20 protein-coding genes are annotated in these 24,935 nt (G+C 35.1%); 13 read left to right on the top strand and 7 right to left on the bottom strand.

Going from position 1 to position 24,935, the window contains the following annotated elements:
* The first annotated feature begins 194 nt into the window (after positions 1-194).
* From MYP_RS25885 to MYP_RS22880, 3 genes are all read left to right on the top strand, one after another.
* The gene (locus MYP_RS25885; RefSeq protein WP_081990643.1) at positions 195-2,087 is read left to right on the top strand and encodes an eCIS core domain-containing protein; all 1,893 of its coding nucleotides are present in this window, start codon (positions 195-197) and stop codon (positions 2,085-2,087) included.
* A gap of 288 nt (positions 2,088-2,375) precedes the next feature.
* Positions 2,376-2,939 carry a cupin domain-containing protein gene (locus tag MYP_RS22885; protein ID WP_197060170.1) on the top strand — a complete coding sequence of 188 codons (564 nt, stop codon included), beginning with the start codon at positions 2,376-2,378 and terminating at the stop codon, positions 2,937-2,939.
* Between the two features lie 224 nt (positions 2,940-3,163).
* Positions 3,164-3,865, top strand: coding sequence for a hypothetical protein (locus tag MYP_RS22880; protein WP_052430451.1), 702 nt, complete (start codon positions 3,164-3,166; stop codon positions 3,863-3,865).
* Between the two features lie 73 nt (positions 3,866-3,938).
* Here the strand turns inward: MYP_RS22880 and MYP_RS22875 are convergent, their stop codons facing one another.
* Positions 3,939-5,690 carry a hypothetical protein gene (locus MYP_RS22875; RefSeq protein ID WP_045468996.1) on the bottom strand — a complete coding sequence of 584 codons (1,752 nt, stop codon included), beginning with the start codon at positions 5,688-5,690 and terminating at the stop codon, positions 3,939-3,941.
* 581 nt (positions 5,691-6,271) lie between these two features.
* Between MYP_RS22875 and MYP_RS22870 the strand changes: the two genes are divergently transcribed.
* The 4 genes from MYP_RS22870 (at position 6,272) to MYP_RS22855 (ending at position 9,535) form a co-directional block, all read left to right on the top strand.
* Positions 6,272-6,811: a hypothetical protein gene (locus MYP_RS22870; protein WP_045468992.1), complete on the top strand. Its 540-nt coding sequence runs from the start codon at positions 6,272-6,274 to the stop codon at positions 6,809-6,811.
* Positions 6,795-7,136, top strand: coding sequence for a T9SS type A sorting domain-containing protein (locus MYP_RS22865; protein ID WP_197060169.1), 342 nt, complete (start codon positions 6,795-6,797; stop codon positions 7,134-7,136). Before MYP_RS22870 ends, MYP_RS22865 begins: the two co-directional genes overlap by 17 nt.
* A 256-nt stretch (positions 7,137-7,392) precedes the next feature.
* Positions 7,393-7,737 carry an MmcQ/YjbR family DNA-binding protein gene (locus tag MYP_RS22860; RefSeq protein WP_045468986.1) on the top strand — a complete coding sequence of 115 codons (345 nt, stop codon included), beginning with the start codon at positions 7,393-7,395 and terminating at the stop codon, positions 7,735-7,737.
* Between the two features lie 262 nt (positions 7,738-7,999).
* Entirely contained in the window at positions 8,000-9,535 is a 1,536-nt protein-coding gene (locus tag MYP_RS22855) for a hypothetical protein (RefSeq protein WP_045468983.1), read from the top strand.
* A gap of 248 nt (positions 9,536-9,783) precedes the next feature.
* On the opposite strand, the gene MYP_RS22850 is transcribed toward MYP_RS22855, so the two are convergent.
* Positions 9,784-10,065: a hypothetical protein gene (locus MYP_RS22850; protein WP_045468981.1), complete on the bottom strand. Its 282-nt coding sequence runs from the start codon at positions 10,063-10,065 to the stop codon at positions 9,784-9,786.
* A 289-nt stretch (positions 10,066-10,354) separates the two neighbouring features.
* Here MYP_RS22850 and MYP_RS22845 point away from each other — a divergent pair, with 289 nt between their 5' ends.
* The 3 genes from MYP_RS22845 to MYP_RS22835 all read left to right on the top strand — a co-directional run bounded on the left by MYP_RS22845 (position 10,355) and on the right by MYP_RS22835 (position 14,909).
* Entirely contained in the window at positions 10,355-11,284 is a 930-nt protein-coding gene (locus tag MYP_RS22845; protein ID WP_045468979.1) for an RluA family pseudouridine synthase, read from the top strand.
* A gap of 381 nt (positions 11,285-11,665) precedes the next feature.
* A complete protein-coding gene (locus MYP_RS22840) occupies positions 11,666-12,763 on the top strand; it encodes a fatty acid desaturase family protein (protein WP_081990642.1) in 1,098 nt (365 codons plus the stop codon).
* A 268-nt stretch (positions 12,764-13,031) separates the two neighbouring features.
* Positions 13,032-14,909, top strand: coding sequence for a T9SS type A sorting domain-containing protein (locus MYP_RS22835; RefSeq protein ID WP_197060168.1), 1,878 nt, complete (start codon positions 13,032-13,034; stop codon positions 14,907-14,909).
* Between the two features lie 177 nt (positions 14,910-15,086).
* On the opposite strand, the gene MYP_RS22830 is transcribed toward MYP_RS22835, so the two are convergent.
* On the bottom strand, positions 15,087-15,713 hold the full coding sequence (locus MYP_RS22830) for a DUF4272 domain-containing protein (protein WP_045468976.1): 627 nt from the start codon (positions 15,711-15,713) through the stop codon (positions 15,087-15,089).
* A 139-nt stretch (positions 15,714-15,852) separates the two neighbouring features.
* Here MYP_RS22830 and MYP_RS22825 point away from each other — a divergent pair, with 139 nt between their 5' ends.
* Complete coding sequence (locus MYP_RS22825) at positions 15,853-16,509, top strand: DUF4291 domain-containing protein (RefSeq protein WP_045468974.1); 657 nt, start codon at positions 15,853-15,855, stop codon at positions 16,507-16,509.
* A gap of 52 nt (positions 16,510-16,561) precedes the next feature.
* Positions 16,562-16,912 (top strand): TfoX/Sxy family protein, encoded by a 351-nt coding sequence (locus MYP_RS22820; protein ID WP_045468971.1) that lies wholly within the window; start codon positions 16,562-16,564, stop codon positions 16,910-16,912.
* Between the two features lie 80 nt (positions 16,913-16,992).
* Here MYP_RS22820 and MYP_RS22815 read toward each other — a convergent pair whose 3' ends face one another.
* The 3 genes from MYP_RS22815 to MYP_RS22805 are packed head-to-tail and all read right to left on the bottom strand — an operon-like array spanning position 16,993 to position 20,647.
* A complete protein-coding gene (locus MYP_RS22815) occupies positions 16,993-17,625 on the bottom strand; it encodes a hypothetical protein (RefSeq protein ID WP_045468969.1) in 633 nt (210 codons plus the stop codon).
* A 58-nt stretch (positions 17,626-17,683) separates the two neighbouring features.
* Complete coding sequence (locus MYP_RS22810; RefSeq protein WP_045468967.1) at positions 17,684-18,277, bottom strand: Crp/Fnr family transcriptional regulator; 594 nt, start codon at positions 18,275-18,277, stop codon at positions 17,684-17,686.
* Positions 18,278-18,337: 60 nt separating this feature from the next.
* The gene (locus MYP_RS22805; protein WP_081990641.1) at positions 18,338-20,647 is read right to left on the bottom strand and encodes a choice-of-anchor Q domain-containing protein; all 2,310 of its coding nucleotides are present in this window, start codon (positions 20,645-20,647) and stop codon (positions 18,338-18,340) included.
* Positions 20,648-21,246: 599 nt separating this feature from the next.
* Here MYP_RS22805 and MYP_RS25540 point away from each other — a divergent pair.
* Complete coding sequence (locus MYP_RS25540; protein WP_197060167.1) at positions 21,247-21,924, top strand: porin family protein; 678 nt, start codon at positions 21,247-21,249, stop codon at positions 21,922-21,924.
* Between the two features lie 72 nt (positions 21,925-21,996).
* On the opposite strand, the gene leuS is transcribed toward MYP_RS25540, so the two are convergent.
* Entirely contained in the window at positions 21,997-24,765 is a 2,769-nt protein-coding gene (gene leuS, locus MYP_RS22790) for a leucine--tRNA ligase (RefSeq protein ID WP_045468961.1), read from the bottom strand.
* Positions 24,766-24,935 lie beyond the last annotated feature (170 nt).

Below are 24,935 nucleotides of genomic sequence, written 5' to 3'. Positions count from 1 at the left end.
TCCTTCAATAAAGCAATAATTTAAAATGTGTTTGGGTGAAAGACCGGAAATTACAGGAAACCACGGAGCCCGAAGAATAATTTCTTCGGGCTTTTTAATTCCGGTAAACAAATCGGTTAATTTCTGTAACTGAATTTGTTTTATATTGCTGGTAAGAATTCTGTTGATTTTCAGAGAAATAAATTCGATTCGTTATGCCATCAGAGAAATCTTATAAAGAAAACGCTCCTCATCGCGGTCTTAGTCATTCTTCCAGATCTGCTTCAAATGCAGTTAATGCGATGGCATATGGAAAGATAACAGGTACAGGTCCTGATCATATTCAGAATAATGGCTATGGTAATGCTGTCATGCAGTCAATGAGCGCTTCTCCGGGTATTCAGTTGAAAAAAGAAGAAGATGAAAATATCCAGCTCAAAGAAAACGAGGCTAAAGAGAATAATACAGGTTTGCCCGATGATCTGAAGTCAGGCGTAGAAAACCTTTCAGGAATCTCCATGAACGATGTAAAGGTGCATTACAACTCTGACAAGCCGGAGCAGCTGCAGGCACAGGCTTATGCTCAGGGAACGGATATTCATGTAGCATCCGGGCAGGAAAAGCATTTGCCACATGAAGCCTGGCATGTTGTACAGCAGAAGCAGGGAAGAGTGCAACCCACCTTACAGATGAAGGAAAAGGTGAGCATTAATGATGATGAAGGATTAGAGCATGAAGCAGATGTAATGGGAGAGAAAGCCCTTAAAGTTTCAGGCAGCGCTCAGCCTCCTGTTCAGAAGAAAGAAGCTAGGTCCAATGTAGCACAAAGGAATAAAAAATCTACCAAGGTTCTTGAAGATGAAAATATGGCAGAACCCAAAGTAGGTAAGCAAGATATTGAACTGGCAAAGAATATTCATGAAGACCTTGAGGCAATCTTTGAGGATGTGATGGAGATTGATAAAAAGAATATGATGGAGAAGACCCAATATAATTCCGGTGTGTGTCTGGGGGGAATTATATTGCCTCCGTTGCAAAGATTTAAAAGTTTAAAACATCTTATAAGCTGCTGTCGACTTGAGAACCTTGGTAACGGATCAGTAAGAAGAGGTATATATGAGTTGTTAAACAATGATCTGAAGAAGAAAATAATAGTCAATACCTTGACTACAATGGATCAGGCAAATCAGCTGGAATATCTGAAGGAAAGTAATTTTGGGAGTAAAGCAAAATATGGATGGAAGGTTGTGGTAGAGGTTCAATATTACAGGACAAGAACATCTACCAATAATTATTTTCATAAAGATACTCTAGGCACTACTTTGTTTGTGAATCTCAATTATATGAATAAAAAGAAAATGATCGGTCCGGAATATTTGGTTAATCCGATGGAAAGTAAAGAGCACCTTGCAAATATTGCTAAAAGCTTGCCTAAAGAGTTTCTTAAGGATAAGAAAACAGTAATGAGTCAATTGGCCCAACCTCAGATAATAGAAGTTGTGGAAATACCAGAATATGGATTTGTTGCATTTGTTGACGAAATGATCAATCATTCTTCACCAACAACAGAGCATAGAAAAGTAAAAGGAAGTGCTATCCATGCGTTTCTTAGAGATAGAGATGTAGATAAATACAGAGAGTATAAAACAGCATATGACAAATGGAGTAAACGTTGGATAAACTGGAGTTATGAAAGTTATCTGCCAGATGGCGAAGGGTTTGATGGGCAGGATTGGTTGAGTGTACTTAAAAAAATCGAAAACCCCAATGCTAAGTATGATAGAAATGAACTACGTTCCATGGATCCGGAAGGAAGAGTATTAAGTGATGAAGAAATCGAGAAGTTGATCCATATTGCTGGACATGATAATTTCGGTATTGTTTCAATTCCCAAGAACATGGAGGAAACTAAAATGACATCAAATGATCGACCGTTGAAACGAAGGATGAGTATGAAATTAGATCAAGAAAAGGATAAAGACCATTCTTCAGAGAAAGAGGTCGATGGAAAGCGATCCTTTTTAAGGACATGGGTAAGAGCTGAGAAGGTTGATAATGATGTCCTAAAGTCTGATTGGAAATGGACTCAGCAAGGAGGAATAGGTTAGGCTTCACCAGAACAAGCTTGTATCATAATACTCCGCCGGTGAGTTATATTTCGTTATTTGACGGAGAAGTATTAGTAATTTTTTATAAATCCACACACCTCTGCTGCTGCCTCACCAAAAAAAGAGTTTTTCCCTTGGAGAAAGTTTCAAGGTGAAAGCCCAAATACTACAGAATTACATATGATTGATGGTGATGAAAGCAGAGATTAAACAATCCAAAGATATGAAAGTTAGATTCCTGTTTTCAATCCTTAATTCATGGAATAATATTACTTAAATAAATACTTTATGAGGATTTTACAAATCAATATACTAGGTATTGGAATATTTTCCTTACCCTTATTAGTGCTTGGAACGACTAGTATTACGAGCTGTTCTGACAGTGAAGGTAACAACCTGAAAAGATTAAAAGAATCAGATTCTATGATAACCGAAGAATCAAAAAAAGTCAAAGGATTTAAGATAAATATTGAAAAAAATACTTTGGAGAACAAAGATTTTCGCAAGGTATTATATACTTCAACGCATTCCCAACTTGTTCTAATGAGTTTAAAACCTAAAGAAGAAATCGGAGAAGAAATACATCCGGATATAGATCAATTTTTCCGCTTTGAAGGTGGAAAGGGAAAGTGTATTATAGACGGAACAGAATATGAAGTAAAGGATGGCGATGCAATTATAATTCCTGCAGGCGCTAAGCATAATGTAATAAATACAGATGCTTCTAAAGAATTAAAAATGTACACTATTTATTCCCCACCACATCATAAAGATGGGACTGTACAAAAAACAAAAAAAGATGCGGAAACAAGTAAAGAAGAATATGATGGAGTAACTTCTGAGAGGAATTGATATTAAAAATAAAATTAATAAGAATTAAAATTTTTCCAATGAGAGCCAGTTTAGAGCTGTATAAAACGATGTAATAATAATAAAAGCAGCTCAACTGGCCACATTTTCCTAAGCTAACTTCCTTTTTCCCTAAGGCAAACACCTTCTTCCCTAAATCATCCTTTTTCCGTCTGTATCTTTTTTCAATATTGGCATTATGATATTATATTATTATAAGGCTTCATATGAATAAATTCTTTATTCTCGCTATACCGTTTCTTTTATGTTCCTTTGCTGGTAATGAAAATGCTCCTATTGATAAAGAGAGGTATGAAACTGTTAAAACTAATGTTCAGTCTCAAAGACAGAAGTATAAAGTAGTGTATCAAGCTGCTACCTTAACAGGAAAAAAAGTAGTCCTTTCCGAAGCAGGTAAATACCTGCATAAGAGCTTAACGGATACCATTTTTTCCTATTGGTATGGCACCAAATGGGACTTCAATGGCTACTCAGATAAACCCGGAGAGGGCATTATTGCCTGTGGCTATTTTGTTTCTACTACCCTTAAGCACTGTGGCTTTAATTTAAACCGGTATAAGCTTGCTCAAGAATATTCATTAGAGATTGTAAAGAGAATAAGCAGCGGCGATTCTGTTCTGACTTATAGAGGAATAAATGCGCAACAATTCCTTCAGAAAACCAAAGGAAAAATACAAGACGGATTATATGTCATAGGCCTCGACAACCATGTTGGATTTTTGTTGTATGAAGGTCCGGAAGTTTATTTTATTCATTCCAGCTATTTTGACCCTGTTGCAGTGGTGCGCGAAAAAGCCTCTGAATCCAAAGCCTTTGCAACCTCCCGAACATTTGTGATGTGTAATATCAGCAGCAATGAAAAGCTTATCAAAAAATGGATATTAGGAGAGGAGATAAGTACCCGTTAAAAATGAAACCTTCAGGAAAATAACATGAAGGCTTCTTTTTAATTAACTATTGTATCACGCTGCTATCAATTCATTACGGACAGTTGGGGGGAGGTGTACAAGAGTAGCATGTATTAAAGCTATTGGTAAATTTTAAATTACCCTTGCTCTCATAGTCCGCATATATTTGCCAGCCTCTATTAGGCAAGTTTAATAGTAAATAACAATGGCCACCTTTTTGAATAGTCCATGTAAAATGATACGTAGGACTACATTCTTTATTTTCATACGGTGTACCGCTTCCATCCACTCCTGAATGGATAATGCCGCTGTGGTCATCGTAAAATGTCATATGATATTTTTCCAGAGAAGAAGTCCCAAAATTCATAGTCCATTCGCCTTTCATTTCAGCAAAATCAGGACATGGGTTTGGGAAAATGGTAAACTCTACATTGTTAAGGACTACATATTCATCAGATTTTACTATCTCTGCTGTTACTTTATAAGGCTCATGATCAGCTACGATAAGATTATTTTTAGTGATGCCTGTAATATCAGTGATAGATGAAGAAGGAAAAGAAAACCCATTTCCTATAGGGTCAGACCACTTTACTGTATAACCAACACCATAAGTGCCATCATCAACGGTGATCATAACACCTAAAGGCTTCTTCAGGAACTGTTTTATTTCTCCGGTTTGATTATCGGTTTCTTCAAATTTGATAAGACTCAGACGAGGTCTTTTCTTTAAGTTGATAGTAAAAGTTGTTTTTTTATTCAGCAATCCTCCTTTGTAAAAGGTTACATCAATATGATCAATTCCGGAATCTTCATCAGATATTTTAGTACTAAGATTTTCAAAGGTAATCTGGCCAAATTCATCCGAAGTTGTTATTATTTCTTTTACTACAGATCCGGCTTCAAGCTTTATAACCACAGTCACATTAGCTGCCGGCTCTCCGTCAAATTGTATCGCTCCAACCAATGGCTCTTTCAGTGATTTACCAAAGACTATAGTCTGGTTATCTCCGGAAGTTGAGTAAAGCTCATACTTATCAAGTATTTTCCACGCCTTGTAAATATCAGGAGTCAATTTGTCTTTAAGGTCTGATCTTAGGTTTTTAATGAATGCACTTAGTTTATCCCAATAACTTTCTTCCGTTGCTGATGCACTCTTGATTCTTGATAGCATGCCTTCAATTTCAGGTCCAAGATTAGTTTTAATACTGCCGTTCTTAATGCTTTTATCAAGTTCGCTCAGCATGCCAACTATACCATACTGATGCGTGCTGTTCATTGCAGCAATTTGGAGGTCCTGAATTTCTTTTACCAATTCATCATCTTCTTCTGATCTGGCAATTTTTTGGGAAGAAGGCTCTTTCTTTCTCAAATATTGAAACAGAATTTTTCGCTCAGAGGTTTGGTGCAAAATTTCATAAGCGGTTGCTTCAACTAACGTATCGTCTAGTGGCTTTAACTCCAGATAAACTTTCTGAAGGCTATTATCATCAGCCGATTCGGAGATTGAGATCGTATTAGTCGTTTTATCAACTGCAATTTTAGATGTGATTTTGGTGATCGGGTTATATAGAAAATAACCGTTAACGGATTTCATCTTACCGTTTTCATTGGTTGATCCGAAGTAGTAAATCGTATCACTGCCGGAGATGACCTTCGCTAAAGTAACGCCATCTGATGAAGGTTTATAGGAGCTTTGATAAATGATTTCTCCAGATCCGTTTGCTTTTGAAGGATTTACGTGATCTTCATTCTTGGTTTTGCAATGAATAAGACTTAGGAACAGGATAGGTAAAAAATACCCTGCTTTTGTGAAAAAGTACTTCATGAATTTCAAATAATAAGATTAAATGGCTTTGAATTCTTTCTATTGATATAGATTATTTACGAATTCTAATTTCTAAAAGACATACAATATACAATATTCTTTTCGACAATTTTTTTTAGATATTTTGATTACAATTGATGTTTTGGTATCCTGCGATTGGCAGGAGTTGTAACGGTGGTTATTTTGATGAGGATTTTATTTTTAAACATCTTCAAAATGAGTAAAATAGTGATGGGGAGTCTACTTTTAATTTAAATAATGTAAAGGAAAAAGGAGGTGTCTATTTTTACCATAAAGGAGAAGATGGTATTTGGTACGAGGAGCAGATAACCTCATCTCCGGAAGATGCTACTTATAATTATTATGGAGGTAAAAATCTTAATGTTTATAATGGCAAGGCTACTATATCGCACAATAATGGCTATCCAAGATTTGTACATATCTATCAAAGACAAGAAAATGGCAGCTGGATAATTCATGACACCATTACCGATCCTGAAATTTTAGGGATAGATGGTCAATCGTCTCATAACAGAGATAGTCTGTTTGTTACAAGTGTATACAACTACCTAAACCAGAGAGTGAAAGAATATAAGTTAAAGCCCAATGGCGAGTGGGTAAATACACAGACATTTACAGACAGCATCACCAATAAAGATATGTATTATGGCAATGTGTTGTCAATAGACGGAGATTGGATGGCATTAGGTTATAATTATTATAGTTCAATCAATGAAGAAGATAAAGTATTAAACAATGCGGGGGCTGTTCATTTGTATCAAAAGTTAAATAGCCAATGGCTTTTAAAGCAGATTTTATCAGAAGAAAATCCTGTGGCATATAATAATTTTGGAAACTACGTAGGCCTCAAGGACGATATATTGGTAGTTGGTATTCCTGGTTATAAAAAACCGGAGGACAAAAGTATGGGTGCTATTTCTATTTTCAAAAGAATAGGAAATATATGGACAAAAATACAGACTATATATGCGGATGCCGCTATTAACTCGTTAAATTTTGGTTCAGGAATAGTTATTGAGGGAGAACAAATTATTGTAACTGATTCAAAAGGAATACATATCATTGAAAATAAAAAAGATTGTAATGGTAATTGGAGGTAGTGCTCTGCAAAATAACAGCGGAATATGTTTTGGTGGCAACACAGGAATTGACTTACTTGAAAGTCTTGAATTATGCCCAATCTCTGCCAATACTAAGCTTCAGAATAATAAGATCATTAACGCCAACCGCAATCCTTTTGATAGGGAAATATCGGTAAACTTACCTTTAAATGCTCATGGATACATTTCTGATGCAACTGGAAATATCGTGATCCAAGCTGTTACGAATGAAAGTACCAATACCACTCATTTACCTCCGGGTTTATACTTTTTGATAATAACTACGGAACATGAACGACATGTCATAAAGATGATGAAACAGTAATACTTTTCAAAAGTCAGTTAAGACTAAGAAATATTGGGTTTCTTTGTGTAGAGGAAGAATTCTTTAAACCTTTTTCGTGATATCAGGAAAAGATCTGATATCACAAAAATTAACAGGAAGAACGGGAAGTAAGTTGTTAGGATTTAAATAATAATGTTACAATAGATTTATATTGCAAGTCTATCCGCATAGATTTTTTCGGAATCATGGAAAAAATGAATGTAGAATTTTAAAGACAATTTTAACACCATCTTAAATGGTAACAATTAATATTTTAAGAAAATTAGCCCTTTCATTTCCGGAGGTTACAGAGGAGCCACACTTTGAAAAAATCTCTTTCAGAGTTAAAAAGAAAATTTTTGCAACGTTTGATGGGAAAAATAAAAGAGCAATTATCAAACTTTCTGAAATTGATCAGGATCTCTTTTCTTTCGCTGCTAAAATGTTTATATATCCGGTCGAGAATAAATGGGGCAAACAAGGCTGGACTATAATAGAAATGAAAGGTGTAAATAGGAGAGTATTTGAAGACGCATTGAAGGTAGCTTATTGTTCGGTAGCTCCTCCGAAACTTGCTAAATTAGTAAGACCAAACAAATAGAATTCAATTAACACATGCCTTGAAATTCATTACAAACTTATCTTTAATAAAGCAGGAAGAAATAATTTGAGGAGTTTTTATGATTCCTTTTAAATTCCTAAAACCTTATACTATCCGGGAATAATAATATTTTTGAATTTTAACATTTAAACTCTGTTTTTAAGAATCAATATACCCCGATTGTAAAAGTTTCGTAAAATCACAAATACTTCATAGGAGTATGTAAAATAAAGTTTAACACATATTTTGGTAAATAATTATAATGAATTCACTATTTTTTAAAACACTACTAGTTTTTTTTATAGCTCTTTGGTTGGTTTTTCCTTTGTATGGACAAATAGATATTTCCTTAACTCAAGGCAATTCGGTGGCAATGGACAGAACTGCAAAGTATAAAGGCATTCTGGGTGCAGATGATGACTTATTTTATGTTTTAAAAATAAAAACGCTTGGAAAGGGTACTAAATATTATGTTGAAGCATATAATAAAAATAATTTTGCTCAGAAATTTTCTGTAAACCTTGAGCTTGATGGAATAGATGGTGCAGAAACCGATCCTGCTCATTTCCAGGTAAACTCTTATGCCATGAATGGAAAAGTTTATGTTTTTTTTGGGGCATATTACGGAAAAGAAAAGGAAAAAATGCTATTAAGTATTTCGGTAGATAAAAATGGTGTTTTGAGCAAAGAAAAAGAAATTATGAGAACTTTTGTTGAAGATCCGGAAACAAGTTTTTTTCACCTTTCTTTGTCTCCTGATAGAAAAAAAGTAGCTCTTATAAATGAGATAAGGTTAAGAAAAGCCCCACAGCATGTTTCTGTACTAATATGTGATGCAAATACTTTAGAACCATTAAATAATTTTACCTTGCCCAAAGAATATGGAAGAGGTGGTATATATAGCGGGAATTATGTAATAGATAATTCTGGAAACTTTTACTTCTCTTTTAATTATTTAACATCTTCGGACAAAGTAGGGTTAGCCTTAGGCTCTATTCCATTTAAATCCAAAGGAATGAAGGCTATTGAGCTGAACCTAAGTTCTCAAAAAGAGATGCACAATGGGGTTTTAAAGATTAATTCTTTTGACAATACCATTTCTATTAATGGGATGTTTAAGGATGAAGTAATTAAAGAAAAAAAACCAAAGCAATTAGTAGAAAGAAAAGTTGGAATTTTTACCTATAAAATAGATATGGAAAAGTTTGCTATAATCAGCTCCTTTGAAACATATTTATCAAAGGAAGTTTATATAAGTTTAAGTTATATGAATATAGTCACTCCGTTTCTTCCAGGTGATAAATTGTATACAGCAGATGATATTCTGTTTACTGAAAATGCAAGTTATTTTATTGCTTCCGTATCATATACAGTTAAATCCAATACCACATATAATGTAAGCGATGAAATCATAGTTACTAAAATCAATCCTGAAGGCAAAATCGAGTGGATGAAAACTATTCCCAAATCAACAAGCGATAAGGCTATCTCCTATAACAGTGTCGTGTTTAATGATGATGTTTACTTCCTGTTTCTTGAGCATCCCAAAAATGCTAAATTTGACTATAAAGAATATGTGGGAGGAACTTATGAACCTATAAGAAAATTAGACGGAGCTAATGTAGTATGCTATTCATTAAGTAAATCGGGCCAATTGAATAAAACCTTTTTGTATGAGAATAAAGACTTTTCATTTTATCCCCATAGTCAAAATTTCTTTCTGGATAAAAATAATGGATTGCTAATGCATTTTGTAAAAGGAGGATCAGAGAAGTTTGGTAAGGTAACCATTAAATAGGCATTAATTAAAAGAAAGTCAATTAAAATCTTTCTCATTGAAGTCTGAACCGGCAAGTTCATTAATTAAAAAAAATAATCTTTAAAATTAGTTTTTAAAGCTAAGCATGTGCACATGGATAGTGCTGTGAGCTCTACTTCACTATACTCTATAGAAGAATATTAATAATTGTAAAACTAAGCAAAATTGCAGTTACAAAACTGGCTATTTTGCTTAGTTTTAATAAGAATAAAGGTTCGCCTTTAACTTTATGCTAAACCTGGTATCGACGGGTTTAAGTATTTTCTTAGTTCCTCTTCTATTTTACCACATGGAACAAAAAAAGGTTTGTCGGTAATTTCAAAAACTACTGCCCCTATAATTACTTTATAGCTGCCCTCTATTGATCCTAACTGAGTCTGAATAGCATAATTTCCATTTAATGTATCGCCTTCAAATTTTCCTCCTTTAGCAGTAATGCCTGTCTTTGCTTTTTCTATAAGGCCGTCTATAGGTTCATTAAATTCAATGCTGAAATTACACTTTGCCATTTTATATTTTGAAGTTTTTATTTATTAGTTATGAAAACAATTATAAACATGTCGATTGTTTGTACAAATTTAAATATCTCTTTCTTTTTTGTATGGTTTCTATTCATAAAAATCGGACTTCTTTATTTAAATGCTTGCCGATGTAAGTATATCTAATCTAAATCAATAAATAAAGGGAAGCTAAGATTTACTATAGCTTTTCAAAATTATTAATTTAGGAGAAAAAAATGACTGTCGAGAGAGACAGGCAGAGGACAAATCAATAGAACTTCCTTTATTAAATCTGCAAATGAAGAATAAAAAAAGTACCGGCTTTCAGACTAAATCATCTAAACCATTGATCTTTAAAGTAGCTGCGGATACAGATCTTATGAAATTCCTCATGGAAATGTTGCCACATAAAAGCAGGACGCATATCAAATCTTTATTAACACATAAGCAGATTTATGTGGATGGTAAGCCTGTAAGTCAATATAATACTCCTCTTGCTAAAGGACAGGAAGTATCAATTGACAAGGGAAACAACAGGGCAGAGATTAATATTCCTGGAATAAAAATTATATACGAAGATAAGGATTTAATAGTCATCAATAAAGCAGAAGGCCTTTTGTCAATAGCTACGGAATATGGGACTGATGAAACTGCATATAGTTTGTTAAGCAAATATCTGAAGACACAGCATTATAGCAATCGAATTTTCATAGTCCATCGCCTTGATCGTGATACTTCAGGTGTAATGATGTATGCTAAAAGTCAGCATATACAAGAACTATTACAGAAAGATTGGAATAATAATGTAACAGAACGTACTTATCTTGCTATTGTACAAGGTGTTCCAGAAAAGGATAAGGATACAATTAGCTCTTATTTGAAAGAAAGCAAAACTTATAAAGTTCATTCAGGTAAAAGTCCTGTTCCAGGTTCTGAAAAGGCAATTACCAAATATGAAATACTCATGAGTAAAGACAATTACAGTCTCGTGAAAGTAAATATAGAAACAGGCAAAAAGAATCAGATCAGAGTTCATATGCAGGATATTGGTCATCCTATAATAGGGGATAAAAAATATGGGTCTACAGTAAACCCCATCAAGCGCCTTGGACTTCATGCATGGGTATTGGCTTTTACACATCCCGTCACAAACAAGGAAATGAGATTTCAGACAGAGCTTCCTGGAAAGTTTAGAAAAATTTTTCCAAATGCATTGAATGAACAATAGTATCCTAATGTTTAAGTTTTTCTTCAATACCTGCCGGGTTGAGACAATTTTATTCTACTTTATTTTCTGTTTTTAATAACTTGAAATATGAATATTTTTTGAAACAAATATTGAAAAACTCTTCCGAGGATTGGAGGAAGATAATCGTAAAAGTGATTGAACTTGCAAGCTTATATCCATTTAGTTACAGAGATATAATCTATAAAAAGTAAAAGTATTTTTTTGAACGGTTGTAGGATTTAGAAAAAGTTTAAGGGAATTAAGTTATTTATAGCTATAAAATGCACTATTTACCAAATACAAGAGTTATATTGTGGTAATTTTGCAAAAATCCAAAGACCAAGAGGGTAAATTTTTTCAAGGTCTTTTAAAAAACTATTCATGGTAAATTTAGAATCTCCAAAAGTTGTCAGCAAGGAGAAGTTGTGTTTTAGTAATATTTCACGACCGGTTTTATTGGAGCTCAGAAAACAAACAAAGAGCTATTTTGATGAAACAGGTAAGGAAGCAACAGGTAATTCCGGCTTATATTTAAAAGCCCTTACCTTCATTTCAATCTTTTTCATTTGTTATTTCACGATACTTTTTGGTGCCATTTCATTGGGAGTTGCTTTATGTCTCTATGCGATAATGGGTTTTGCAGCCGCAGCTCTGGGATTTAATCTGATGCATGATGGAGCTCATGGAAGTTTTTCAAAAAAGAAATGGTTGAATAATCTTGCAGCTTACAGCATCAATCTTCTGGGAGGAGATGCCATATTATGGAAAAATAAGCATAATATGATTCATCATACCTATACGAATATTGAAGGATATGATCAGGATATTGCTCAGATGCCGGTTTTCAGGCTGAATACTATGCAGAAAAAATCTTACATGCATAAATACCAGCATCTTTATAGTTTCTTCATTTATGGGCTATCTTCATTACTTTGGGTATTTCTTCTTGATTATATAAAATACTTTAGTGGGAAAATCGGGAATCTGAAGATGACCAGGTTTAAAACTTCTGACCATATTGTTTTTTGGTTTACCAAAGTTGGATATATAGCAGCATATTTGATTATACCTGCCATTTTCAATGGTTGGTTCGTTACTTTAACAGGTTTTTTGGTATTTCATTTTGTCCTTGGGCTGGTGCTTTCAGTAGTTTTTCAGCTAGCGCATGTTGTTGAAAATACAGAATTCTCTGAGCCTCCTGCAGAAGGAAAAGTGGAGGATGAATGGGCGGTTCACCAATTAAAAACAACTTCTAATTTTGCGACAAATAATCCTTTAGTCACATGGTATACCGGAGGATTGAATTTTCAGGTTGAACATCACCTTTTTCCAAATATTAGTCATGTTCACTATCCGGAATTAAATAAGATTGTGAAACGTGTCTGTATGGAACTAAATGTGCAGTACAATGAATATCCAACCTTCTCTGCAGCACTGGGATCACACCTCAGTCATCTTAAAGAAACCGGCAGGGCTTAAGGAGGATATTACTGCAAATCAGAAAAATCATTAGAAATAAATAAAGCTTTAAGCCCGGAGGAATGTAATCTTCGGGCTTTTTATTTCCACAACTTTTTAACCTGGTCAAGATTTTATCCCTCAGTGAAGTCAAATCTATAGTAAAACATTGTATTTATCCTTAAGTTATTTAAGCACATTTTGTACTTAAATAAAAAAGGTCATGGAGAAATGTTACAATTGTAAATACTTGTTTGTTTTAAGTTCTACTGTTTTATTTTTTTTGTTTTTGACTGATAGTAAGGCCCAGGCACCAATAAATGATAACTGTTCAGGTGCAATTGACCTTACCGTTGATGCCTCTTATGTAAGCGGGAATGTTAAGGGCGCAACCAGGTCTATGGGAGGTTGCGCTGCTACTGCCGGACAAGCTGGAGGAAATTCAGATGATGATGTATGGTATAAGTTTCAGGCAACTTCACCATACCTTATCATAGCTGCGCAAGGATCAGAACAATTCAACGCAGTTCTGGAGGTTTTTTCAGGTGAATGTTCAAGTCTGACATCTATGGATTGTGCCAGTGAAGGGAAAATAGGGAAAGTAGAGAAACTTCCCCTAAATTATTATATCCCTGGAAACACTTACTATGTGAGGGTATATGATATTGGTAATGGTATGCCAGCTACTACAGACTTTCAAATAAGGGTTTATACGGCCATACCACCGCCTAATGATAATTGTGCTCAGGCTAAACCGGTAACAGTCACTGATTATTGTATGAATAAAACAGAAAGCCAGGAAGGTGCTACTGGATCTGGTCTTACTCCAAGTTGCGCAAATGGAGCTGCAGATAATGATGACATCTGGTATTCATTTGTTCCTAAGAGCTCCAATGTTATTCTTAACGCTCATGCTTCACATAATTACCGGGCTGTTATGGAGGTGTTCGATGGATGTGGTGGAAAAGCTATAGGTTGTACCACAACACTTAAACATAATATGGCTCTTAAACTGGCTTTTCATGATTTAAATCCAGACCAGACATATTATTTCAGGGTTTTCAATTATTATCAACCTTTATCCAAAAGCCAGACATTTCAGCTTTGCGTATATGATCCTCCGGCTCCTTCAAACGATGAATGCAGTGGAGCTATTGAAATTATTGGGAACGATACATTATCAGGGACAGTGGATGCTGCTACTGCATCATCAGGTTATGCGGCTCCTTGCTCAGGTACTCCGGATGACGATGTCTGGTATAAATTTACTGCAAGTTCAGCTCAGGAAGCATTTAGCCTCTTTCCAACACCTTATTTTGATGGGGTAATACAAGCCTTTGATGCTTGTAATGGTCAGGTTATCGGATGTGTTAATGCGGGAGGAAGAAATAAAGTTGAAGTTCTATCATTAAATAATCTTACACCAGGTAGAGAGTATCTAATTCGGGTATTTACAGCTGAAAATGTGGCATCAGTGACAGCGGGCTTCCAAATTTCGAGAACTTCAGGGCCAGTTGCAATTTCAAACGACGATTGTGCATTTGCAATCGTCATTCCTGTTACTGAAGACATAAACAGTATTACAGGTTCACTTGAAAACGCATCTCAATCTAAGGGACCTTGTAACGGATCTGGAGAAGCCAATGATGTCTGGTATAAATTTACTGCTGCTTCAAAAGCTGCAACAATAAAATTAAATCCTTTGGATGGAAATGATCTGGTTTTAAATATCGTTTCCGATTGTGCTGGTAATAATATTGCCTGCGTTGATAATAATGGTGAAGGTGGAGAGGAAATTTGGCAAAGTGATAATCTGACAATACATCAAACATATTTTATCAGAGTTTATGATCCTAATGGGGGGAACTATAATTCTAATTTCATCCTTAGCCTGACTGGAAAACTGGAAGTTCTGTCTATTCCAGATATAAATGTTGAACGAATCTTGACGGTCTTCCCGATTCCTGTAGAAAATGTTTTAAATATTCATGATTATAAAATCCAAAAGGGAAATCTAAGCTTGTTTGATTTGCAAGGAAATGTTTTACTGAATGAAAGTGGTGATTTGAAAAATACCTATGATTTGTCAGCCATTAAGCCAGGAGCATATATTCTGAAAATTGTTTCTGAAGATAGAGTAGATGCAATCAAGATCATCAAAAAATAATAGCTAGATAAGAAGTACTTTAACTCATTAGTAAAATCAAGAGCCGGTGACTATCCGGCTTTTTTTGTTGATAGCGATGGGAAAAAGCTTTATGTTCTGTTAAATTTTACTTCCTTTGTTCTGTTCATTTTTCCCATATAACTCTGAATCCATGGAATGTGGAAAGTTATTAGACAGTCATTCATCCCATGTTTTTCGAAAGTTTATAACCCAGTTTATTGCAAAATATCTTTCAAATACAATCCCCTGGTTTAGTTCAGGGATATCTAAATTATTAGTATGAGCCTGGTAGAAAGTCCAGTTAAGTCTGAAAAGCAGGTCAGCCTGGTCTAATATTTCGGTTGCATGCCTGAGAGTTGCAGAAGTTATAAAGTCTTCAGCATTATTCAAAAATGGAGGAAGGTGCTCGAATATCGTATTGAAATTCACCTCCTCAGGTGGAAAATTCAGTTGATTGGATTTGTTTATTGACCACAGCAATATCCATATTGACTCTGCACGCCAGGCTATGATCGCTATTTCATCATCATTAAATTCTGACTTTTCAAAGAGTAATTTTTCCTGTAGAGATATCTTATCCCAAAGCCCTTCTTCATGCAGAAAGCCAATTATCTTATTTCTCAGCCCTGGATCAAAGGCTGTACAATTCAAATAGGAGAGAATCAGGATGCGTTCTGCAATTTCCTGGGGTGTTTTTAAGGTTATATCATTTTCTTCCTCTAAAGGCGGCCAATTGTCAAAAACAGGAAGCCCATGACTGCTAAGGAAATTTTCTGTAAGTTTTTTTCTTTCTGATGCTGTCATTTTGGATGCTTGAGACCATTGTATTGGAACGGGAATTTTATAATCGAAGTTTTTTCATATTAAGGCTTTTTGATAATTTCAGGAAGATTAATCGTATTTTGAGATCGACCTGGATAGCTGCCAGATGTTTTAAATTATAATGAACCTAAATATTATACCATATATCAATTACGAAAATGATCTACCTCAGGAAGGTAATTACATACTTGGTCAAGTAAGAGATTCTTCTATTATTGTGTACCAGGCATTCAATGATAGAATTGCAGATTATGCAATAGCCAATCAGAAGTTCGGTGGTGCAGATTACAGCTTTTCAAGAATGACCTGGATTAAACCTAATTTTCTCTGGATGATGTACCGAAGCAGTTGGGCTGAAAAAGAAAATCAAAACAGAATATTGGCAATTGAAATATCTATAAATGGATTCTTAGAATTGCTGGAGCTTGGTGTTTTGACAAGTTATGATAGTCGATTTGGAAGTCTACAAGAATGGAGGACTCAGTTAAATACAAGTGAAGTGAGAATTCAGTGGGATCCTGATCATGGTCCCACTGGGGATAAACTTAAACGCAGGGCTGTGCAGATTGGCATCAAAGGAACTGCACTTGTAAAATTTAATAATAGTTTTATCAAATCTGTTACTGATATCACTGATTTTGTAAAGGAACAAAAAGCTAACCTTGATCAGGATAAAGAAAATTTTTGTGTCATTCATGAAAACATTGTAGAGGTAATTGATTCATTAAAACAGAAGTATTCAATACCGGAGCTTTTACAAAGAGGGGATTATAATTAAATTACCGATAACAGGAGACTTCAGTTTTTTGTAAAAATTAATAGTATCCAATATGTCTTTTGATCTAAAACTTGCAGACAGAGTAAGGAACTATCTGTCTGAAATACCAGGCCTAAAAATTGAAGAAAAAAAAATGTTCAGAGGACTGGCATTCATGGTCAATGATAAGATGTGTGTAAATGTAAGCGGAGAAAACCTGATGTGCCGGTTTGATCCCGAAAAACAACAGGAAATTAAAAGGAAACCTGGTTATTTACCAATGACCATGAAAGATAAAGAGATTAAAGGGTATTGCTATGTTAACCCAGATGGCATCCAGAAGAAAAAAGATCTTGAATACTGGATTGAGCTGTGTCTGGAATTTAATAGCAAGGCTAAGGCATCTAAAAGGAAGAAAAAGTAACCAACTCTGTTTTATTTTTTTTAAATCATATTTAATCTGAAAGATGATCAATCTGTATTTTTATTAAAATGAAGTAGTGTTTATTTTCCTAAAAGAATCCCATATTTTCCGATAAGGACGTCATAGGCCTGAGGAATTTTTACACCTTTAAAGTAATCAGTCATCGCACAAAAAATCAGCATGGTAACCAAAAATCCTGTGCCGATCATAATCTTAGCCTGGCTCTTTGGATCAAGACCCAGAAAATTCCTATTCATTCTTTTGCTGTGTGTTGCAGCAATATGTCCGAAAAATGAAAGTATTGCCAGCGCATAATAAGGCAGAAAGAATAAATTAAAAGGAAAGATATTCAAGCCAGCTGCTCCAAAGTAATAGTTGGTTTCAAGGTGTAGAAGATATCTTCCAAAGACAACAGCAAAGATATGGAAAGAGAAGAATACTGCGAGATAAAGCCCTGACCAGACCTGAATTTTTTCAAATGAAGAATTAGCTGTTTTTATTTTGGTCCGAAAAAGACTTAAGCCCGAAAAAATCTGAAAAATAATAGCTCCCAACAAGATCAATTCAATGAAAATATTTCGGTAATAAACCCTTAATTTTTCCATAAATTCAATATGTTCTTTTATTCCCCCCAAACCTATCAGGTGGTTCAATAAATGTATGCCAACAAAAACGGCTATAAATATTCCTGAAAAGTAATGTCCTTTTTTCATCTCAATGTTAATTTTTATCAAAGGTCAAACTTCTTTTCTGGAATTCATTTGATATAAATCAAATTCGGTTTTTAGGGTTTCGGATTCTGCTCAATGTCTCTAATGTAATACCCAGATAAGATGCTATGTGAGTAAGTGGGACCCTGTTGGTGATGTCCGGGGTAATTTTTAAGAGGTTCTCAAACTTTTGATGAGCCGTTTCAAACTGAATGGATGCAATGCGCTGCTGTAATTGGAGCATCGTTTTAACAACTACTTTATTGAGAAGTTTCTCAAAGTCATGATATTGATCAGAAAAGGATTGGATGTGCTCTCTTGAAAGTTCCAGCAACACAGAAGGTTCAAGGGTTTCTATTGCATGTGGACTTGGAATATTTAAAAAGAAACTGTTGATAGAACAAATAAAATCACCTTCAAAAGCAAACCAGTCAGAAACATCCTTTCCGTCTTTAAGATAAAAGGCTCTTGCACATCCTTTAATAAGGAAATAAGCCTTGTCTGCATATTGTCCTTCTTTAACAATAACATCAGGATTTTCCAGTATTAAAATTTTTGTTTTGTTCTGAATGTCCGATTTACAAGAGTCGGTGAGGGGGGAGTAGTTTTCGCTGATAGTGTTGACGATCCGAGCGATATCTGAATGTGTATACATAAAGAATAATAGGCAAGTAAAGAGCTGCAAATAGCACCCCTTTACTTCCCGAATTTAGCACTATATTTTTACAAGTTTCATAACTTTATTGATCTGTTTTTTCTGATCCTCAATTTTTAAAAAATAAACGCCCGGACTTAAAGATGAAAGATCGATTTCTCTTCCATCAATATGTTCATAATTTCCTTGGTGCGAAATAGTACCATTCATATCCGTAATCAAAATCTCAGCATTATTGTATTCGGAAGAGAGTGTAATTTTGCCTGAAACGGGGTTAGGGTAAAAAGAAAAACCTGAACTATTCAAGATCCCTGAACGGCTGTTTGTCACATAATATTGCTCTTCAACTTTTATTTGAACAGGAATGGATGATATAGTATCCCCGAAATCAGAGAATGCTATAGCAGTAAGGTTATATTCCCCTTCCTCTGCATCTGCCCAGGTGATTGAATAAGGAGCAGTATAGTCTTCTCCCAATTTATCCGTTCCTTTGTAAAATTCTACCTTGCTGATATATTCAGGGGAGGTAGCTGGTAAGATATATGCATAAAGATCCCCTCCGGTGCCAGTTCCGGTAAAGTTGTTGTTAATTTGAGACCCTCCAAACCATAAAAATGGAGTTGCCCCTCCTGTAAATTCAATCTTTTTTATTCCGATTTTATAAGGCTTTGCATTATTACTGTATGGAAGTTCAAGCAAGGTAAGTTTGGTGAAATCAATCCCTTTAAAATCTGATAAAGGTATAGTGATGGTAGTAAATTCATTTCCTATACCTCCGATCGGGATGTACTTTGAAAGTGGTATTTGATTGATGCCATTACCATTAGGGCGTATTTGCAGCTTGTTCCATTCAGTATTGCCATTAAAATCTTTGAGCGTAATTTCCAGTTTTGTATTTCCTCCTGCAAGAACATTACGACTACCTTGATAAAGTCCGGTGGAGTCAAATCCAATTTTCAGTTTTTTGTAACCTGAAGTATTGTTGATTATAAGAAGAGGAGCTTCCTCAATAAATTCAGCCTTTATAAGTATGTCTGATTGTGTTGTAAACGTAGCTCCATTTAATGGATTAGTAATGGAGATTGCAGGAAGGTTTATAAATTCATAAGCTCCGATGTCCGGACGGGTTCTTTGAACTCCACGCTGGTCAAAGGTTACTGCACCGGAGTTAAGTCCGCCATTAATGCAAGGGCTACCTTCGAGAAGGGCGTGAGTCTCTGTTGATCCCCCATTGTTTTTAAATGGTCCAATAAGAGGATCTAAGGGAAAAAATCTGTTTCCCATTTTATTGGTAGTAGCAGTAAAGTTTTGATCATCATTAATGCCAATAAAGTTGTACCCCAGATCTATAATGGTGGCTGAGGGAAAGTTATTTACATCCAGGTGTAATGTTTCATAGATATTTTGATATGATCCATCATTAAACTCAAGATAAATTTTCATTACATCATAATTCCATTGAGGGCCGTTTTTGGCTATAATACATCCTTTAACACTTAAAACATCGTAATTCATTATGCCACTACCAGAATTACCTCCCTGATGACTTGCAATATTGTGGGCTATTGTACAATATTCCATATTTAAGATACCATCATTTACAATACCTCCTCCACTTATCCCTTTGCCAGATCTAAGATTATTGCTGACGGTACTGTTTTTTAAATCTAGTGTGCCACTGTTACCTATTCCACCATTGTTTCTACTTATGGTACTATTAGTTATCTTCATTGTACCTGAATTCCCTATACCACCGAACCCGTCACCTATAAAATAATTGTAGCCATCATTGCTGTCAAAAGTACATTCGTCAATAGTTGCTGTACCTGTATTGGATAAACTAGCTGAACCTCCAGGATACATATCACTGACGACATAATTATCTATAATTTTAGATTTTAAAAGAGTTAATGTACCAAGGTTAAATAGAGCTCCAGCTTCATTTTTAGTAATCAGAATTTGACGAGCTGAAAGTACTCCCTGATTATAAATTGATCCACCTGGTTCACCTTCAAACCGTTTATTACTGCATTCAGTTATTGTGACTCCTGAAAGGTTAAGATTTCCGTTGGGGGTTATTTTAAAAATAGCAAATTGTCTATTTCCACTTAGTCTAAGATTATTTTCTCCGGGACCAACAATTACCAGAGCTTTGTTAATCACAAGAGCTCCTTTTGTAAGTGTAATTTTGCCACCTGCTAATTCTGAGGAGAAAATAATGGTATCTCCGGATTGCGCATGGTCTATAGCAAATCGTAGAGAACCCGGTATCGAATCCTGCTCAGAAGTTACTGTTATTTTAGTGGCTTTGCTGTGCAATGCAAACATGCTACAGATTAAAAATAGAAGTAAAGTGTGTCTTTTTTTCATAGTTTAATTGGTTAAAGATTTAATAAAAATTCTGAAATAGGAGTAGTGAAATACATTACCCTTTAAGTAAAAATGTGACTCAATGTAATAAAAAATATTTTTATGTATTATAATTTATTTTTCTATTTGAGAAAATAATTTGTTTTAAATGTTTGTTTATAGGGTGTTTTTTGGTGAAGTGTTCGTCTTTTGTGAGTTAAAAGCCTATTTTTTTTGTATGTATGATAAATTATATTTTTTTTGTTTTAGTAATATTAAAATTTTATTTGTTCTTGCAAAACATGGTCTTATAGTACCAGGATTTAAGCCTATATGTGCTAATTGTTATAATGTCCTTAAATTCGTAAGTCTGAGCGATCGTTAATTGGCAAAAGCTGATAAACATTTAAAGGGCATTAGATAATCCTGATTTGTTCATGACTATCTTTTCGGGCTTAAGGATATAATGAATTATAAGCTTTCATCTCTATCTTTTAAACCCCTTATTTTTTAATTCATTTCTTTCTGTTTTTGACTTTCATGCTTTGCGCTTTTAAACAATATTTTTTCTCTACCTGTTAGTCTAATAAATGATTTACTAACTAATCGAAATGAATAAAATGGAAAAGGTAGTACAGAGAAGGGGATTACTTTCAAATCTAAAAGGAGTAGTAAAGTCACTTGTGTTTTCAGGTCTGGTATTTCTAGGTCTGCAAAATGCGAATGCGCAGGTTACTTTTTCTTTAGGTCCTAAAGGAGGAGCAACGTTCTCGCATTTGTCAAAGGATAAAAGTAATCAGAATTCCAGAAATGGATTCGTAGCAGGAGGATTCGCAAATATCGGTCTTGCACGAGTGATTGCTATTCAACCAGAGGTACTTTATAATCAAATGGGTACTAAAGGGGAGTTTGGAGGTACAAACACTAAACTGAAAAACAATTATATCCAGGTTCCGGTGTTGCTTAAGTTAAGATTACCTCTTGGAGCAGTTTATCCTAATATTTTTGCAGGTCCTTCTTGGGGATTTAGAAATAAAGCCAGCTATACTGTTACTAATAATGAAACAGGTGAGTCTATTGAATACGGTACAACAGCGGTTAAAAAGCATGATTTTGGTGGAGTAGTAGGTGCAGGTATTGATATCAATGCGGGTCCTGTATTCTTCACTGTGGACGGTAGATATGGGTTTGGGTTTGATGAAGTCAACAACGATATCTATAGACTTAATGCGAAGAACCGTCAATGGGCTGTATCAGCAGGTGTTGGCTTCTTGCTTGGTCAGAATAAAAAATATTAAGACCTGAAGATTTATAAAGCAAAAAAGGCTGCCCGGTAAGACAGCCTTTTTCCTTTTATAATTATGCAGTTTTTAAATCACAAGATTGACAATCTTGTTTGGTACCACGATTACTTTTTTAGGAGCCTTTCCTTCAAGCCACTTTTGCACCTGGTCATTTGAAAGTACAGTTTCCTCTATCTGCTGATTTGTAAGACTAAGAGGAAGATCAAGTTTAACTCTCATTTTTCCATTAATGGAAATAGGATATTCAAAACTCTCTTCGGTCAGATATTCTTGTCTGAAGGCTGGATAGGTTGCTTTAAGTATACTTTCCTTATTTCCGAACTCCGACCATAACTCTTCTGCAATATGTGGTGCATATGGGGAGAGGACGATAAGTAGGTCACTAAGGATTTTCTTTTTATTACACTTCAAAGAACTAAGCTCATTTACACATATCATAAAAGTACTTACAGAAGTATTGAATGAGAATCGCTCAATATCTTCTTCTACTTTTTTTATTGTTTTATGAAGTGCTTTATATTCTTCTTTGGTTGGTTCAGTATCGGAAATATTTAGCTTTCCATTCTCGTCATGACAAAGATTCCAGAGCTTTCTCAGGAATTTATATACTCCTTCGATACCATTAGTGTTCCATGGTTTGAATTGCTCAAGTGGCCCCAAGAACATTTCATATAAGCGAAGTGTATCAGCTCCATATTTAGCAACTATATCATCAGGATTAACAACGTTATATAATGACTTAGACATTTTTTCTACTTCGCTTCCGCAGATGTATTTACCATCTTCAAGAATAAATTCAGCTTCGGCAAAGTCAGGTCTCCATGCTTTGAATGCTTCAGTGTCGAGTACGTCATTATTGACAATATTTACATCCACATGCAAAGGTGTTGTATCGTATTGCTTTCTTAGATTATAGGATGCATACTTTTGAGTCCCTTTAATTCTATATACAAAGTTTGATCTTCCCTGAATCATTCCCTGGTTGATAAGCTTTGCAAATGGTTCTTCACTGGAAACATATCCGATATCCTTTAAGAATTTGTTCCAGAACCTTGAATATAACAAGTGACCTGTTGCATGTTCTGCTCCTCCAATATATAAATCTACCTGATTCCAGTATTTTTCTGCTTCCTTTCCTACCAGCCTGTCGGAATTCTTAGGATCCATATAGCGCAAATAATACCAGCTCGATCCTGCCCATCCAGGCATTGTGCTGAGCTCGATATTCTTGGCAACAAAGTCTTTGTTTCTTCCCAATGGAGGGTCTCCTGCCTCGGTAGGCCTGTATTCGTCAATAGGAGGGAGTATTAAAGGTAACTCTGAATCTTTGAAGATTACAGGCATTCCATCATTGTCGTAAGACACGGGAATAGGCTCCCCCCAGTATCTTTGTCTTCCGAATATGGAATCCCTCATTTTAAAATTAATCTTGGCTTTACCAATACCCTTTTGTTCAATGAATTCAATAGCTTTCTTAATTGCTTCAGGTACCGTAAGGCCATTAAGGAATGCGCTGTTGATCATTGTCCCTTTTTTCGGATCAAAATCATCTTTGGTAATATCCGATCCTTCACCTTCCTGAACAGGTATAATTGGCAGGTTAAAATGTTTGGCAAATGCATAATCTCTAGTGTCCGAAGATGGAACAGCCATTACAACTCCAGTGCCATATCCGGAAAGTACATAATCAGCTATATAAATTGGAATGCGCTCTTCATTAAACGGATTAATTACATAGCTTCCTGTAAATTGCCCTGAAACAGTTTTTACATCGCTCATACGATCTCTTTCAGACCTGTTCTTAGCGGTCTCAACATATTTTTCAACTTCCGCTTTTAAATTCGGAGTGGTAAGTTCTGAGATCAGTTCATGTTCTGGAGCTATAGAAACAAAGGTTACTCCGAATGTAGTATCTATTCTTGTCGTGAAAACTTTTAATTCAAGATCCTTGCCTTCTACTTTAAATGTAAGTTCAGCGCCCAAAGATTTTCCTATCCAGTTGCGCTGCATTTCTTTCATAGGCTCAGGCCAGTCAATCGTATCAAGGCCGGCAAGCAGTCGTTCTGCATAAGCAGTGATGCGCATGCTCCACTGAAGCATTTTTTTCCTGATCACAGGATATCCTCCGCGCTCAGAAACGCCATCCTTCACTTCTTCATTGGCAAGTACAGTTCCAAGTTCAGGACACCAGTTTACCATAGTCTCGGAGAGGAAAGTAAGACGATACTTCAAAAGCATTTCCTGCTTTGCTCTTTCTGAGAGTTTTTTCCAGTCTTCAGCAGAAAAAACAGGAGTGTCTTCATCTCGAACAGCATTAACAGATTTATTTCCTGAAGTTTCAAAGATCTTAATCAAATCTACAATAGGCTCTGCTTTTTCCTTGTCTTTATTATACCAATGTTTGAAAAGTTGTGTAAATATCCATTGTGTCCATTTGTAATAATCAGCATTGCTGGTTCTTACTTCTCTGGACCAATCGTAGGAAAATCCAATCTTTTTTAGCTGTTCTTTATATCTCGTAATATTTTGTTCAGTTGTAATGGCCGGATGTTGACCAGTTTGCATGGCATATTGTTCAGCGGGAAGCCCGAATGAGTCAAATCCCATTGGATGCAATACGTTATACCCTTTGATTCTTTTATAGCGTGCAACAATATCAGTGGCAATATATCCCAGCGGATGGCCTACATGAAGGCCAGCACCTGATGGATAAGGGAACATGTCTAGGGCATAGTATTTGGGTTTACTTTGGTTCGTGTCCGCTTCGAAGATTTTGGAAGCTTCCCACTTATCCTGCCACTTTTTTTCAATCTCCTGAAAATTATAATCTGCCATGATAGTTTTAATATTATTTTTTGGACTGCAAAAATAGTTTTTTTAAACAGTTTTTTTCAATAACAGCTTAATGAAGTTTAAAATTCTATCAGAGAATGACATAGGATTTTCTCAGGAAGAGAAATGCAGTAACAAAGATGTATTTGGCAACTTATACGAATGAATGGCCG

Origin of the sequence: Sporocytophaga myxococcoides (assembly GCF_000775915.1) — a bacterium.
GTDB classification, from domain to species: Bacteria; Bacteroidota; Bacteroidia; order Cytophagales; family Cytophagaceae; genus Sporocytophaga; species Sporocytophaga myxococcoides_A.
The sequence above is the reverse complement of the archived record's forward strand: the minus strand, read 5'-3'. Positions and strand labels throughout refer to the sequence as shown.